The organism is Glycomyces salinus (assembly GCF_016428645.1).
Taxonomy (GTDB): domain Bacteria; phylum Actinomycetota; class Actinomycetes; order Mycobacteriales; family Micromonosporaceae; genus Glycomyces; species Glycomyces salinus.
Window position 1 is genome coordinate 21,748 of record NZ_JAELXW010000006.1, and the last position, 14,795, is coordinate 36,542.

The window sequence follows — 14,795 nt, forward strand, 5'->3', positions numbered from 1 at the left end:
CTCAATGCGGTTTTCGGCCCGCAGAGCATCCGTGCGCGAAGTCACGGGGGCAGGGGCAGAACCGACTCTCAGTTCGCAAGCTTCGCCGAGGTCGGGCACTGGTGCTGTTCGCTGCGGTGCGGTAGACACACCGCAGTCATCTTATCTCGCGGAACGCAGGCGAAACGAGGGGGCCGCCCCGCCAGGGGCGTATCCCGTCTCACTCCCGGCCGAGACCGCCCGCGAAGTCGCCCTCGAGGCCCGGCTGATCGGCCGTCCGCGCCAGATCCACGACCGTGACCAGCAGAACCACTATCACCACGGCAGCGGAGACCCCGATGGCGATCCAAGCCAGCCTCCGGATCCGCGCCAGCTTCCGACCGCCGAGCAGGAAACCCTCGGAGTCCCGGATCTCCGCCTCGGCCTGCCGGGCCAGCACGAGCGCGAGCAGCGCCGGGATGGCGCCGCCGATGAACGGGGAGATCACCAGCCCGATCGCGGCCAACGTGTGCGAAGCCACGATCTTGGTCGACTCCACCGGCTCCGGATCATCCGGATGCCGAACCCCACCGCCATGCGCCACCGACAACATCAGCCCATCCTATTGCGGTTGAACTCTCCGAGAAGAACCGGGAACATCTCTCCCATGACCGATCACTCAGCCGAGGAGGAACTCGGCGACCAGTACCAGGCGGCGATGGAGGAGTGGTTCGCCTCTGAGGACGCGGAACTGTGGGACAGCGTCACCGGAGACGGCCTAGAAGACGAACCGGAGTGGCGTAGCGCCACCGCGCAGCCGCCACCCTCGGTCACGGATTCTTGAAGATGTCGTGGGTTCCGATCCGACGCCACATGACGTGCGGTTCGCCCTCGATCTGCTCTTCGCCGTACTGCCATGTGGCGCGACCATCCGAGTCCCATGTCAGCTCATAGACTCCGTCGCACCCCTGCATCTTTTTGACTCTCAGGCCCGCCCTCAATGGTCGATTCGCCTTGAGATCCTCCACGAATTGAGCTACTGCTCTCTGGAACCGGGCGCGCTGCCCTGCGTCGAGTTTCCCGTAATCCTTGTTGAACTTCGGAAACTCCTCAAACGTCGGACTCACGGAAGCGGGTTCTCCCGCTCTAGGGTCTCGAACATCTCTTCAGCGCTGTGGAACACCCTGCCCTCACCGGCGGCGATCTGCTCATCGGCTTCACGCTCACCGGCCTGCCACTCCGGCGTCCAGTACCAGCGCTGGTCAGCCGGAATCACGACGAGCCCCTCCAGCCTGGCGTCACCATAGTCATCGACAGTGAGGCGGAGGCGGTCCCCTTCCTTCACATGCAGCGCATCTTGTATCTCCCGGGGAATGGTCACTTGACCCTTCGAGCGGATCTTGAGCTCTGCCTCGGCGATCACCCTCGGCTCCTTCTCGTTCATCGAACCCTCCCCAGGATATTCTTACTGTCTTACTTTAGCACTTTCACACGTGCTACATCGTATCATCTGCATGACACACGGAGGGGCCGGAGCGCTTCGCGCTCCGGCCCCCTCTGTTCAGCCGTCGGGAATCGGCTTGGGTTTGGCTCTTCTAGTAGGTGCCGAGGTCGTAGGAGTCCTCCAGGCTCACGGCCGGGCCCGCTCCGTAGGAGAAGGTCGGCGTGGCCGTGTCCTCGTAGCCTCCCAGCGAGTAGACCGCGGCCTTGGCCTCCTCGGTCGGTTCGACCGAGACGTTGCGGTACTTCGCGATGCCGGTGCCAGCCGGGATCAGCTTGCCGAGGATCACGTTCTCCTTCAGGCCGACCAGGCTGTCCGACTTGCCGTTGATCGCGGCCTCGGTCAGGACCCTGGTGGTCTCCTGGAAGGAGGCCGCCGACAGCCACGAGTCGGTCGCCAGGCTGGCCTTGGTGATGCCCATCAGCTGCGGGCGGCCCGAGGCCGGCTCGCCGCCGTCGGCCATGATCTTGCGGTTGGCCTCCTCGAACTCGAGGCGGTCGACCAGCGAACCGGGCAGGAACTCGGTCGTGCCCGAATCGATGATCGTGATCCGCTTGAGCATCTGGCGGACGATGATCTCGATGTGCTTGTCGTGGATCATCACGCCCTGCGAGCGGTACACGTCCTGGACCTCGCCGACCAGGTGCCGCTGCACCTTCCGCGGGCCCAGCACGCGCAGCAGCTCGTGCGGGTCGATGGTGCCCTCGACGAGCTTCTCGCCGACCTCGACGTGCTCGCCGTCGGCCACGCGCAGCCGCAGGCGGCGCGGGACCTTGTCGACCACGATCTCGTCGGACCCGTCGTCGGGGGCGATGATGATCTTCCGGCTCTTCTCGGCGTCCTCGATCCGCACGGTGCCGCTCGACTCGGCGATCGGCGCCTTGCCCTTGGGGATGCGGGCCTCGAAGACCTCCTGCACGCGGGGCAGGCCCTGCGTGATGTCCTCGCCGGCCACACCGCCGGTGTGGAAGGTCCGCATCGTCAGCTGCGTGCCGGGCTCACCGATCGACTGCGCGGCGATGATGCCCACGGCCTCGCCGAGGTCGACCGGCTCGCCGGTCGGCATCGAGCGGCCGTAGCACGCGGCGCAGACGCCCTGGCGCGACTCGCAGGTCAGGACCGAGCGCACCTTGATCCGGCTGACGCCGACCGCGATGAGCTCGGAGATGCGGTCCGAGTTCAGCAGCGTGTTGCGCTCCATGACGACCTTGCCGTCGACCTCGACGTCGTCGGCCAGGCTCCGGGCGTCCACCGCCGTCTCGACGATGTCGGACTCGATGAGCCGCCCGTCGATCTCGGTGCCGATCTGGAAGTCCAGCGCCCGGTCGGTCCCGCAGTCGCCCTCGCGGATGATGACGTCCTGCGACACGTCCACCAGACGCCGGGTCAGGTAACCCGAGTCGGCGGTCCGCAACGCGGTGTCGGCCAGGCCCTTCCGGGACCCGTGCGTGGAGATGAAGTACTCCAGCACCGTCAGGCCCTCGCGCAGCGAGGACTTGATCGGGCGCGGGATGATCTCGCCCTTCGGGTTGGCCACCAGGCCGCGCATGCCGGCGATCTGCCGCAGCTGCAGCATGTTGCCTCGCGCCCCGGAGTTGATCATCTGCCACAACGGGTTGTCCGGCTGGAGCGTGTCGTTGAGGTCGTCCATGACCTCGGCGGTCGCCTTGGTCCAGATCTCGGTCAGCTCGCCGCGCCGCTCCTCGGCGGTCATCAGACCGCGCAGGTACTGCTTGTCGATCTTGGCGGAGTCGGACTCGTACTTCTCGAGGATCTCGGCCTTGTGCGCGGGCTCGACGACGTCCTCGATGCCGATGGTCACGCCCGACCAGCCGGCCCACTTGAAGCCGGCCGACTTCAGCGCGTCCAGGCAGGCGCCCAGCTGCACCTTCGAGTAGTGCTCGGACAGGTCGTGGATGATGTCCGAGAGCTGGCCCTTGCGGACCTCGTAGTTGACGTACTCGAAGTCAGGCGGCAGGCACTCGTTGAAGTACACCCGGCCCAGCGTGGTCTCGACCAGCAGCGGCTGCCCCGGCTCCCAGCCCTCGGGGGCCTCCCAGGGCTCCTCGCCGGGGGCGTTCCTGACCGACTGCACGCCGTCGAGGCGGATGCGGATCTTGGCCTGGACGTCCAGCTCGCCGCGGTCCTTGGCCATCTGGGCCTCGCCGACGTCGGTGAACGCCCGGCCCTCTCCGACCCGGCCCTCGCTGTAGTGGGTCAGGTAGTACAGGCCGATGATCTGGTCCTGCGTGGGCAGGGCCACCGGCTTGCCGTCGGAGGGCTTGAGGATGTTGTTCGAGGCCAGCATCAGGATGCGGGCCTCGGCCTGGGCCTCGGCCGACAGCGGCACGTGGACGGCCATCTGGTCGCCGTCGAAGTCGGCGTTGAAGGCGGTGCACACCAGCGGGTGGAGCTGGATGGCCTTGCCCTCGACCAGCTGCGGCTCGAAGGCCTGGATGCCGAGGCGGTGCAGCGTGGGCGCGCGGTTGAGCAGCACCGGGTGGTCGGTGATGACCTCTTCGAGGACATCCCAGACCACCGGGCGGGCCCGCTCGACCATGCGCTTGGCGGACTTGATGTTCTGCGCGTGGTTGAGATCGACCAGGCGCTTCATCACGAACGGCTTGAACAGCTCCAGGGCCATCTGCTTGGGCAGGCCGCACTGGTGCAGCTTGAGCCGCGGGCCGACCACGATGACCGAGCGGCCCGAGTAGTCGACGCGCTTGCCCAGCAGGTTCTGGCGGAACCGGCCCTGTTTGCCCTTGAGCATGTCCGAGAGCGACTTGAGCGGGCGGTTGCCGGGCCCGGTGACCGGGCGGCCGCGCCGGCCGTTGTCGAACAGGGCGTCCACCGACTCCTGCAGCATCCGCTTCTCGTTGGCGACGATGATCTCGGGCGCGCCGAGGTCCATCAGCCGCTTGAGGCGGTTGTTGCGGTTGATCACGCGGCGGTACAGGTCGTTGAGGTCGCTGGTGGCGAAGCGGCCGCCGTCGAGCTGCACCATCGGGCGCAGCTCCGGCGGGATGACCGGCACGCAGTCCAGCACCATGCCCATCGGCGAGTTGCCGGTGGCCTGGAAGGCCGCGACGACCTTGAGGCGCTTGAGCGCGCGCAGCTTCTTCTGGCCCTTGCCGGTGGCGATGATCTCGCGCAGGTTCTCGGCCTCGTCGTTCAGGTCGAGGGTCTCCAGCAGGTTCTTGATGGCCTCGGCGCCCATGCCGCCGGAGAAGTACTCCCCGAAGCGCTGCTGCAGCTCGCGGTAGAGCATCTCGTCGCCGATGAGCTGGCGCACCTCGAGCTTGCGGAAGGTGTCCATGACCTCGTCGAGGCGGTCGATCTCGCGCTGGGCCTTGTCGCGGATCTGGCGCATCTCGCGCTCGCCGCCGTCCTTGACCTTGCGGCGGACGTCGGCGCGGGCGCCCTCGGCCTCCAGCTCGGCCAGGTCGGCCTCGAGCTTGGTGGCCCGCTCCTCGATGGCGGCGTCGCGCTGCTGCTCGAGGTGGCGCTTCTCGGCCACGATCTCGTTCTCCAGGGTCGGCAGGTCGCGCTGGCGCGCTTCCTCGTCGACCGAGGTGATGACGTAGGCGGCGAAGTAGATGACCTTCTCCAGGTCCTTCGGCGCCAGGTCCAGCAGGTAGCCCAGGCGGCTGGGCACGCCCTTGAAGTACCAGATGTGGGTGACCGGGGCGGCCAGTTCGATGTGGCCCATCCGCTCGCGGCGGACCTTCGAGCGGGTCACCTCGACGCCGCAGCGTTCACAGATGATGCCCTTGAACCGGATGCGCTTGTACTTCCCGCAGTAGCACTCCCAGTCGCGGGTGGGCCCGAAGATCTTCTCGCAGAACAGGCCGTCCTTCTCAGGCTTGAGGGTGCGGTAGTTGATGGTCTCGGGCTTCTTGACTTCCCCGTGAGACCACTGCCGGATGTCCTCGGCAGTGGCGAGGCCGATCTTCAACTTGTCGAAGAAGTTGACGTCGAGCACTGAACTCTTCCCCTTGATGTTGCTATAAAGCCTTGGCTCATTTACGGCTCCGCATGCGTCGCCGTGGGTGATGAGACGTGGGCGGTGGCGGGTCGCTCCCTTGCGGGCGACCCGCCCTCACTCGACGTCAGGCGCTTTCGAAATCGACGCTGGACGGTTCTTCGTGGGACAGGTCGATCCCCAGCTCCTCGGCCGCCCGGAAGACCTCGTCGTCGCTCTCGGTCATCTGGATGGCCTGGCCGTCCGCGGAGAGGACCTCCACGTTCAGGCACAGCGACTGGAGCTCCTTGAGCAGCACCTTGAACGATTCCGGAATACCCGGCTCCGGCACGTTCTCGCCCTTGACGACGGCCTCGTAGACCTTCACGCGGCCGACCACGTCGTCGGACTTGATCGTCAGCAGCTCCTGCAGCGCGTAGGCCGCGCCGTAGGCCTGCATGGCCCAGCACTCCATCTCGCCGAAGCGCTGGCCGCCGAACTGGGCCTTACCGCCCAGCGGCTGCTGGGTGATCATGGAGTACGGCCCGGTGGAGCGGGCGTGGATCTTGTCGTCCACCATGTGGTTCAGCTTCAGGATGTACATGTACCCGACGCTGATCGGGTCCGGGAAGGGCTCGCCGGTGCGGCCGTCGAACAGCCGCGCCTTGCCGGTGGGGGCAACCATGCGCTCCCCGTCGCGGTTCGGCAGCGCGTTCGCGAGCACGCCCTGGACCTCCTCGGCGTGGGCGCCGTCGAACACCGGGGTGCCGACCTTGGTGCCGGCCTCGGACTCGTCCGCCCCGATGTCCTTGAGCGCCTGGGCCCACTGCTCGTCGAAGTTCTCGATCCTCCAGCCGGACTTGGCCGCCCAGCCCAGGTGGACCTCCAGGACCTGGCCGATGTTCATTCGGCCCGGCACGCCCATCGGGTTGAGCAGGATGTCGATCGGGGTCCCGTCGGGCAGGAACGGCATGTCCTCCTGCGGGACGACCTTGGAGATGACGCCCTTGTTGCCGTGGCGGCCGGCGAGCTTGTCGCCCACGCCGATCTTGCGCTTCTGCGCGATGTAGACGCGGACCAGCTCGTTGACGCCGGGGCTCAGCTCGTCGCCGTCGTCCCGGTTGAAGGTGCGGACGCCGATGACCGTGCCGGCCTCGCCGTGCGGGACCTTCAGGGAGGTGTCGCGGACCTCGCGGGCCTTCTCGCCGAAGATCGCGCGGAGCAGGCGCTCCTCGGGGGTCAGCTCGGTCTCGCCCTTCGGGGTCACCTTGCCGACCAGGATGTCGCCGTCCTCGACCTCGGCTCCGATGCGGATGATGCCGCGGTCGTCGAGGTCGGAGAGCATCTCCTCGCCGACGTTCGGGATGTCCCGGGTGATCTCCTCGGGGCCGAGCTTGGTGTCGCGGGCGTCGACCTCGTGCTCGTCGATGTGGATCGAGGTGAGCACGTCGCCTTCGACCAGGTTCGAGGACAGGATGATCGCGTCCTCGAAGTTCTGGCCCTCCCACGAGGTGAAGGCCACCAGCAGGTTCTTGCCCAGGGCCATCTCGCCCTTGTCGGTCGAGGGCCCGTCGGCGATCGGCTGCCCGGCCTCGACGCGCTCGCCCTCGGTGACCAGCGGCACCTGGTTGATGCACGAGCCGGCGTTGGAGCGGCGGAACTTGTGCAGCAGGTAGGTGCGGCGCATGCCGTCGTCCTGGGCGATGGTGATGTAGTCGGCGCTGGCGTCCTCGACCAGGCCGTCGGACTCGGCCACGACCACGTCGCCGGCGTCGACCGCGGCGCGGTACTCCATGCCGGTGCCGACCAGCGGCGAGTCGGTCTTGATCAGCGGCACGGCCTGGCGCTGCATGTTCGCGCCCATGAGGGCGCGGTTGGCGTCGTCGTGCTCCAGGAACGGCACCAGCGCGGTGGCCACGGAGGTCATCTGGCGCGGCGAGACGTCCATGTAGTCGACCTCTTTGCCGGGCACCAGCTCGGCCTCGCCGCCGCGGCCTCGGGCCAGGACCTGGGCGTCGGCGAAGGTCGCGTCGGGATTCAGGGGCGCGTTCGCCTGCGCGATCGTGACCCGGTCCTCCTCGTCGGCGGTCAGGTAGTCGATCTCCTCGGTGACCTTGCCGTCGACGACCTTGCGGTAGGGCGTCTCGATGAACCCGAACGGGTTGACCCGCGCGAAGGTGGACATGGCGCCGATGAGGCCGATGTTCGGGCCCTCGGGCGTCTCGATCGGGCACATGCGGCCGTAGTGCGAGGTGTGCACGTCGCGGACGTCCATGGCGGCGCGGTCGCGCGACAGACCGCCCGGGCCCAGGGCCGAGAGGCGGCGGCGGTGGGTCAGACCCGTGATCGGGTTGACCTGGTCCATGAACTGCGAGAGCTGGCTGGTGCCGAAGAACTCCTTGATCGCGGCCACCACGGGCCGGATGTTGATCAGGGTCTGCGGCGTGATCGCCTCGACGTCCTGGGTGGTCATGCGCTCGCGCACGACCCGCTCCATGCGGGACAGGCCCACCCGGATCTGGTTCTGGATCAGCTCGCCGACGGTGCGCACGCGGCGGTTGCCGAAGTGGTCGATGTCGTCGGCGCCGTAGCCGGGCTCGGCCGAGTGCAGCCGGAGCATGTACTCGATCGTGGCGGCCAGGTCGTCCTCGGTGAGGATGCCGGTGCTGATCGGGCTGTCGAGGCTGAACTTCTTGTTGACCTTGTAGCGGCCGACCTTGGCCAGGTCGTAGCGCTTCGGGTTGAAGAACAGGTTCTCCAGCAGCGTCTGCGCGTTGTCCTTGGTCGGCGGCTCGCCGGGACGGAGCTTGCGGTAGATGTCGAGCAGCGCCTCGTCCTGGGAGTTGATGGTGTCCTTCTCCAAGGTGGCCATCATCAGCTCGGACCAGCCGAAGCGGTCCCGGATGCGGTCGGCGTCCCAGCCGATGGCCTTGAGCAGGACCGTGACGGCCTGCCGGCGCTTGCGGTCGACGCGGACGCCGACGGTCTCGCGCTTGTCGACGTCGAACTCGAGCCAGGCGCCGCGGCCGGGAATGACCTTGGCGCTGGTGAGGTCGCGGTCGGAGGTCTTGTCGGGCTGCTTGTCGAAGTACACGCCCGGCGAGCGGACGAGCTGCGAGACGACGACGCGCTCGGTCCCGTTGATGATGAACGTCCCCTTGGGGGTCATCATCGGGAAGTCGCCCATGAACACCGTCTGGCTCTTGATCTCGCCGGTGGTGTGGTTGATGAACTCCGCGGTGACGAACAGCGGAGCGCAGTAGGTGAGGTCCTTCTCGCGGCACTCCTCGATCGGGGCCTTGACCTCGTCGAATCGCGGGTTGGAGAAGGACAGGCTCATGGTGCCCGAGAAGTCTTCGATCGGGCTGATCTCTTCGAGGATCTCGTCCAGTCCGCTTTGAGCTTCTTCGCCGGTCCGGGCCCGGTAGGACTCGTGGCCGATGAGCCAGTCGAAGGAGTCCGTCTGAAGCTCCAGTAGGTTCGGGACTTCAAGTTTTTCTTCGATCCTGCCGAACGAAATCCGGCTGGGTGCGTGCTTGCTCTTGCTGGAGCTGGTCTTGCCAGTGCGGGAAGCTGCCAAGATTCGTCCTTCCGAGGACCTGAGTTTGCTGCGGCCGGCGCATGCCAGGGTCACGACAACGAAGCGGGATCGGCGTGGGCGGTCGGGGGCGGGCATCGGGTCGCACGAGCCGTTCGGCGCGCGATCGCAGATGAGTCGATACCTGAATTCCCCACCGTCCGCGCCCCTCACCGCTTCAAGAACGAGCGTGAAGGAGGCAGCGCAAATTAATAGCTTAATACAAGCTCCGGCAACTGTCAACTCCCCGCCGGCGCGGCGAGGTGTGTGGTGACGACGATCTCGTCGGCTGCCGAAGCTCCTCCCAACTGAGGGTCGATTCATGCGTGGCCGGTGAGGGCCAGTCCTGCCTTGGCCCGTTCGCATGCAGCTGATGCGAACGTTGCCCGCGCCACGTTGGGGCGCTCGATTCACTAGTTTGCAGGATCAGGTCACACTTCGTCAAGTCAAGCGTCGAATGCGTCGCCAGGCGATCCTTCGCAAGGAGGACCGGACATGAAGGGTTTCACCAGCGGGGCCGGACCGGCGGGCGGCGGTCCGAGCCGTCCCCTCCGCGGCTCGGACCACCGGCATCCGTCGGGAGCGGAAGGTCCCCTCGCCCGGGGCGCGGACGCCGACGCTGCCGCGTCGCCGAAGCCGGGAGCGCCTCCGAGCTGAAGCGGAAGGCACCCGTCTTTCTTGCAGCGCTTGCGTTCCGCGCGCGCCGGGCGGGTCGGGAGCCCGCTGCGGGGCTCCACCCGGTACAACGAGCCAGCGGGCCGAAAGTGACGCATCCTCGGAAGATTTCCCGGGCCGCGGACAGGAGTGCCCGGGCCGCGCCCCATCCGCGCGGCCCGGGCCCATACCCCGGTTAAGGCTTGCGTCCTAGGCGTCGATCATCTCCTGGGCGGCCTCGATCGCCTCGTCCATGTCTTCCTGCCAGGAGTAGATGCGCTCTTCGATCTCCTTGTAAGCGGAGATGTTGACCTCGTCGTAGGCCTCGGCGGAGGCTTCGGCGTAGCCGACCTCCTCGTCGCACTCGGCGAAGACCAGCGCCACGTCGATCTCGTAGGCCTTCTGGTCCTCGAAATCGTCGCCGAGGTCATCGGGGACGTCGGGGAGCTCGGTCTCGGAGTCACCGCCGTAGCTGTACTCCTCCTCCTCGCCCTCCCAGTAGATGCTGTAGAAGTACTCCCAGGTCGGCAGGTACCCGCCCTCGTCGAACTCCCAGCCCGCGTGGCCGGCCTCGGCCAGGCAGTCGGTGAACTCGTACCGGAGGTCGATCATGCGGTCCTGGTACTCGAACTCGATGTCCTCCCACATGGTCTCCTCGGCGGAGTACTCGGGGTTCTCGGGCCGGTAGGACCACTCGGTCCAGGTCCCGGATTCGCCGCCTTCCTCCCACTCGTGCTCGACCAGTTCGGGCTCGCCGTAGAGGCCCTCGATCATCTCGAGCTGGCAGCCGCCGGGCATGGGCTCCTCGAAGTCCTCGGCGTCACCCTCGAACTCGAGGTCGCCGTCCTCGGTGTCCTCGACGACCTCTTCATCTCCGGAGCCCAGCCCTTCGATGACGGTGCCGTCGTCGAGGCCGTGGCCGCCCCCGTCATCGAGGACGTAGCCGTACCACTCCTCGGCCTTCTCCTCGCCGACGTAGGCGACGTACCAGTCCCACTTCTCGTCCTTGTCGAGGGCCTCGAACTCGCTGTTGTCGGGCTCCTCGAAGGCCTCCTCCTCGTACTCCTCCTCCTGCTGGTCGTAGTAGTCCTGGGCTTCCTCGCTCTCCCACTGGTCGGGCGCCTCGGCCCAGATGCCGAAGCCGTACTCGCCGGCCTCCTCGGCGTCGGGGAGGAAGCCCTCGTGCGGGTAGCCCCAGGACAGCGAGTCGCGCTCCTGAGGGGCCCATTCCATGAGCTCGAATTCGTCGTGGACGGTGTGGCCGGCCTCTTCGAGGCAGGAACGGATGATCCGGTTCTCTGCCGCGGTGAGTTCGGCGTCGAGGCGGGCCGACTCGTTGAGCAGCTGGACGAGCTGCTCCTCTTCGCTGGCGGGCTCCTCGTCGTCGTCGCCCAGCAGGCCGCAGCCCGCTGTGAGGGTCAGTGCGGCGGCGGCGCTCAGGGCCGCGGCGCCTCGGAACCGGTCGGGCATCGTCGTCTCCTCGTTTCGGGGTGGCGTCGTCTACCGGTCAGACGCGACAGATGCCCCGAAACGTTGCACGGATTTCGAGATTCGCGCGGAGAAAACGAAAACCGGGGCCGCGCCGCCTTTCGGCGGTGCGGCCCCGGCCGTACAGGGCCTGGGAATCCCCTTGTAGAGCCTGGTCGGCTCCGGCGCGTCCGGTCTACTTCAGCGAGACGGTGGCGCCGGCGCCCTCGAGGGCCTCCTTGGCCTTCTCGGCGTCGTCCTTGCTGGCGCCCTCGACGACGGCCTTCGGCGCGCCCTCGACGAGCTCCTTGGCCTCCTTGAGGCCGAGCGAGGTGATGCCGCGGACCTCCTTGATGACCTTGATCTTGGAGTCGCCGGCCGACTCGAGGACGACGTCGAACGTGTCCTTCTCGACGGCGGCCTCCTCGCCACCGGGGGCGGCGCCACCGGCGGCGGCGACGGCGACGGGAGCGGCGGCGGTGACGTCGAACTTCTCCTCGAACGCCTTGACGAACTCGGAGATCTCCAGGAGGGTCATCTCCTCGAACTGCGAGAGCAGTTCGTCAGTGGACAGCTTAGCCATGGTGTTTCCTTTCTGATGTCTTCGCGCCGGCTACTCTCCGGCGGCTTCCTTCTTGTCGGCCAGCGCGGCGCCCAGTCGGGCGACCTGCGAGGCGGGAGCGGCGAAGAGGCCGGCGGCCTTCTGGATGTTGCCCTTGAGCGCTCCGGCGACCTTGGCCAGCAGCACCTCGCGGGACTCCAGGTCGGCGAGCCGCTTGATCTCGTCGACGGACAGGACGGCACCGTCCATGAATCCGCCCTTGATCACCAGCGCCTCGTGGTTCTTGGCGAAATCGCGCAGTCCCTTGGCGGCCTCGACCGGGTCGCCCTCGATGAAGGTGATCGCGGTCGGTCCGGAGAACAGGTCCTCCAGGCCCTTGACGCCCGCCGCATCGGCGGCGCGCTTGGCGAGGGTGTTCTTGGCGACGCGGTAGCGCGCCCCCTCGCCGAGGGTCCGGCGGAGCTCCTGGAGCTCCTCGACGGTCAGCCCGCGGTACTCGGTGAGCACGGCGGCCGACGAGCTGGAGAAGCGATCGGTCAGCTCGGCGATGGCGGCCTGCTTGTCCGCCGGGTAGTTTTCCCGTTCAGCCATGTTTCCCTCCTTTCTCGGCTGATCAATCCTCAAACCGTCAGGAGGCGCGAAAAAGGCGCCCCCCGCTGGGACGCCTCCGCAAATGACTGTGGCTCAACCTGTGAGAAGGTTCGACACCATGGTCGCTTCGAGTCGCCCTACGTTGGCCCCTGGATGGTTTACAACCGCTCGAGGCGGTGACCGACGGTCTTCGGGTTGTTGTCTCAGATGCTAGCAGTGGACGTGAAGAAGCCCCAGCGCAGGGAGCCTGCGCCGGGGCCACGTCACACTCTTCGCGCTTCGGCGCGGGTCGCTAGGCGACCTTGACCGCCGACGGGTCGACCGGGATGCCCGGGCCCATCGTGGTGGTCAGGGTGATCTTCTTGATGTAGACGCCCTTGGAGCTGGACGGCTTGAGCCGCTGCACCTCTTCGACCGCGGCGGCGTAGTTCTCGACCAGCTGGTCGGTCGAGAAGCTGGTCTTGCCGATGGTCAGGTGCAGGTTGGCGTGCTTGTCGACGCGGAAGGCGATCTTGCCGCCCTTGATCTCCGTGACGGCCTTGGCGACGTCCGGGGTGACCGTGCCCGTCTTCGGGTTCGGCATCAGGCCGCGCGGGCCCAGGATCCGCGCGATCCGGCCGATCTTGGCCATCTGGTCGGGAGTGGCGACGGCGGCGTCGAAGTCGAGCCAGCCTTCCGAGATCCGCTTGACCAGGTCGTCGGAGCCGACCTCGTCGGCGCCGGCGGCCACGGCGGCCTCGGCCTTGTCGCCCTCGGCGAAGGCGATGACCCGGACGGTCTTGCCGGTGCCGTTGGGCAGGGAGACGGTGCCGCGGACGAGCTGGTCGGCCTGCCGCGGGTCCACGCCGAGCCGCAGGGCGACCTCGACGGTGGCGTCGAACTTCGTCGGGGAGGTCTCCTTGGCCAGTTCGGCGGCCTCGGCGGGCGCGTACAGGCGCGCCTTGTCGACCCGCTTCATCAGGTCGGAGTACTTCTTACTGCGCTTCATGATCCATCCTTCGGATGTCGTGGTGAGGGCGAGCGCCGCCCTTCCACTGGGTCGGGTCTACTCGACGGTGATGCCCATGGAGCGGGCGGTGCCGGCGACGATTTTGCTGGCGGCGTCGAGGTTGTTGGCGTTCAGGTCGGGCATCTTCTTCTCCGCGATCTCGCGGACCTGGTCGGCGGTGACCTTGCCGACCTTGTTGCGGTGCGGCTCGCCCGAGCCCTTGTTCACACCGGCGGCCTTGAGCAGGAGCTTCGCGGCCGGCGGGGTCTTGAGGACGAACGTGAACGAACGGTCCTCGTACACCGTGATCTCAGCGGGGAGGATCTCGCCGCGCTGGTTCTCGGTGGCCGCGTTGTAGGCCTTGCAGAACTCCATGATGTTGACGCCGTGCTGGCCGAGGGCGGGACCCACCGGCGGAGCCGGAGTGGCCTGGCCACCCGCGAGTTCCAGCTTGAACGTCACAACGGCCTTCTTGTTGGGAGCCATCGTGTCCTTCTCTTCCTGGGCTGTCACGGGGCGGAGTGCCCCGTTCCTTACGTGCGCGCGCCCGCCCGCGGCGGGTGCGCAACTTCTCGATGGTACTTGCCGGCCGAGCCGGAACCTGAAGCGAGGTGTGTGAGCTGGGCCAACTGCCGGGCCGCAGCGGACCTCTGCCCCGCCTAGAGCTTGGAGACCTGGTTGAAGTTCAGCTCCACCGGGGTCTCGCGGCCGAAGATCGAGACCAGCACCTTGAGCTTCTGCTGCTCGGCGTTGATCTCGGAGATCGTGGCGGGCATCGAGGCGAAGGCGCCGTCGACCACGGTCACGGACTCGCCCTCGGTGAAGTCGACCTTGATCTCGGGCTCGGAGGAGGACTCCTCCTCGGTCGCGCCGGCCTCGGCCTTCTGCTCGGGCGGCAGCAGCCACTGGATGACCTCGTCGAGCGGGAGCGGGCTGGGCCGGTCGGTGCGGTCGACCACGCCCACGAACCCGGTCACGCCCGGAGTGTTGCGGACCACCGAGTAGGACTCGGGGGTCATCTCCATGCGGACCAGCACGTAGCTGGGGAAGACCTTGGCCTCCACCTTGGACCGCTTGCCGTTCTTGATCTCCACCTCGGTGTGGGTGGGGACCTGGACCTCGTAGATGTAGTCCTCCATGTCGAAGGACTGGATCCGGTTGCCCAGGTTGGACTTGACCCGGTTCTCGAATCCGGCGTACGAGTGCAGCACGTACCACTCGCCGGGCGCGAACCGGTATTTGGCGCGCAGCGCCTCGGCCGGGTCGATCTCGGGCTCGGCCTCCGCCCCGGAGTCGGCCTGCTCGTTCTCGGCGGTCTTGGTCTCAACGGCCTCGAGATCGCGCTCGGCGTCGTCCGCCGCGGCCTGCGCCTCGGCTTCCTTCTTGAAGGCTTCGTCGAACTCAGACACGCTCGTCTCTCATTCCGGCTCGTCCCCGCGGAGCGGGGATCCACGTTGCTTGGTCTACTCGGATGACTGCGGTGCCGACTGTGCGGAATCTCGTTCCGCAGGCGTCACCGTGGCTCCCTAACAGTCA

At 67.3% G+C, this 14,795-nt stretch carries 12 protein-coding genes; 1 reads left to right on the forward strand and 11 read right to left on the reverse strand.

Annotated features, from left to right (window positions below):
- Positions 1-199: 199 nt before the first annotated feature.
- Positions 200-571 carry a hypothetical protein gene (locus JFB92_RS02355; RefSeq protein WP_199034493.1) on the reverse strand — a complete coding sequence of 124 codons (372 nt, stop codon included), beginning with the start codon at positions 569-571 and terminating at the stop codon, positions 200-202.
- A 54-nt stretch (positions 572-625) separates the two neighbouring features.
- Between JFB92_RS02355 and JFB92_RS02360 the strand changes: the two genes are divergently transcribed.
- Positions 626-802 (forward strand): hypothetical protein, encoded by a 177-nt coding sequence (locus JFB92_RS02360; RefSeq protein WP_199034495.1) that lies wholly within the window; start codon positions 626-628, stop codon positions 800-802.
- Here JFB92_RS02360 and JFB92_RS02365 read toward each other — a convergent pair.
- The 10 genes from JFB92_RS02365 to nusG form a co-directional block, all read right to left on the reverse strand.
- Positions 789-1,085: a hypothetical protein gene (locus tag JFB92_RS02365; RefSeq protein ID WP_199034497.1), complete on the reverse strand. Its 297-nt coding sequence runs from the start codon at positions 1,083-1,085 to the stop codon at positions 789-791. The two genes, JFB92_RS02360 and JFB92_RS02365, sit on opposite strands and share 14 nt — an antisense overlap.
- Positions 1,082-1,402, reverse strand: a complete 321-nt coding sequence (locus JFB92_RS02370; protein WP_199034499.1) for an AbrB/MazE/SpoVT family DNA-binding domain-containing protein — start codon at positions 1,400-1,402, stop codon at positions 1,082-1,084. Before JFB92_RS02370 ends, JFB92_RS02365 begins: the two co-directional genes overlap by 4 nt.
- A gap of 151 nt (positions 1,403-1,553) precedes the next feature.
- Positions 1,554-5,441 carry a DNA-directed RNA polymerase subunit beta' gene (locus tag JFB92_RS02375; RefSeq protein ID WP_199034501.1) on the reverse strand — a complete coding sequence of 1,296 codons (3,888 nt, stop codon included), beginning with the start codon at positions 5,439-5,441 and terminating at the stop codon, positions 1,554-1,556.
- Positions 5,442-5,568: 127 nt separating this feature from the next.
- Positions 5,569-9,000, reverse strand: coding sequence for a DNA-directed RNA polymerase subunit beta (gene rpoB, locus JFB92_RS02380; protein WP_199034503.1), 3,432 nt, complete (start codon positions 8,998-9,000; stop codon positions 5,569-5,571).
- A gap of 861 nt (positions 9,001-9,861) precedes the next feature.
- Positions 9,862-11,121: a hypothetical protein gene (locus JFB92_RS02385; protein WP_199034504.1), complete on the reverse strand. Its 1,260-nt coding sequence runs from the start codon at positions 11,119-11,121 to the stop codon at positions 9,862-9,864.
- A gap of 193 nt (positions 11,122-11,314) precedes the next feature.
- Positions 11,315-11,701, reverse strand: coding sequence for a 50S ribosomal protein L7/L12 (rplL, locus tag JFB92_RS02390; RefSeq protein ID WP_199034506.1), 387 nt, complete (start codon positions 11,699-11,701; stop codon positions 11,315-11,317).
- A 30-nt stretch (positions 11,702-11,731) separates the two neighbouring features.
- Positions 11,732-12,271, reverse strand: coding sequence for a 50S ribosomal protein L10 (rplJ, locus tag JFB92_RS02395; RefSeq protein WP_199034508.1), 540 nt, complete (start codon positions 12,269-12,271; stop codon positions 11,732-11,734).
- A 292-nt stretch (positions 12,272-12,563) separates the two neighbouring features.
- Positions 12,564-13,259, reverse strand: a complete 696-nt coding sequence (gene rplA, locus JFB92_RS02400; protein ID WP_233162173.1) for a 50S ribosomal protein L1 — start codon at positions 13,257-13,259, stop codon at positions 12,564-12,566.
- 57 nt (positions 13,260-13,316) lie between these two features.
- Positions 13,317-13,745, reverse strand: coding sequence for a 50S ribosomal protein L11 (gene rplK, locus JFB92_RS02405; RefSeq protein ID WP_199034510.1), 429 nt, complete (start codon positions 13,743-13,745; stop codon positions 13,317-13,319).
- 173 nt (positions 13,746-13,918) lie between these two features.
- Positions 13,919-14,668 carry a transcription termination/antitermination protein NusG gene (gene nusG / locus JFB92_RS02410; RefSeq protein ID WP_199034512.1) on the reverse strand — a complete coding sequence of 250 codons (750 nt, stop codon included), beginning with the start codon at positions 14,666-14,668 and terminating at the stop codon, positions 13,919-13,921.
- Between the last annotated feature and the right edge of the window lie 127 nt (positions 14,669-14,795).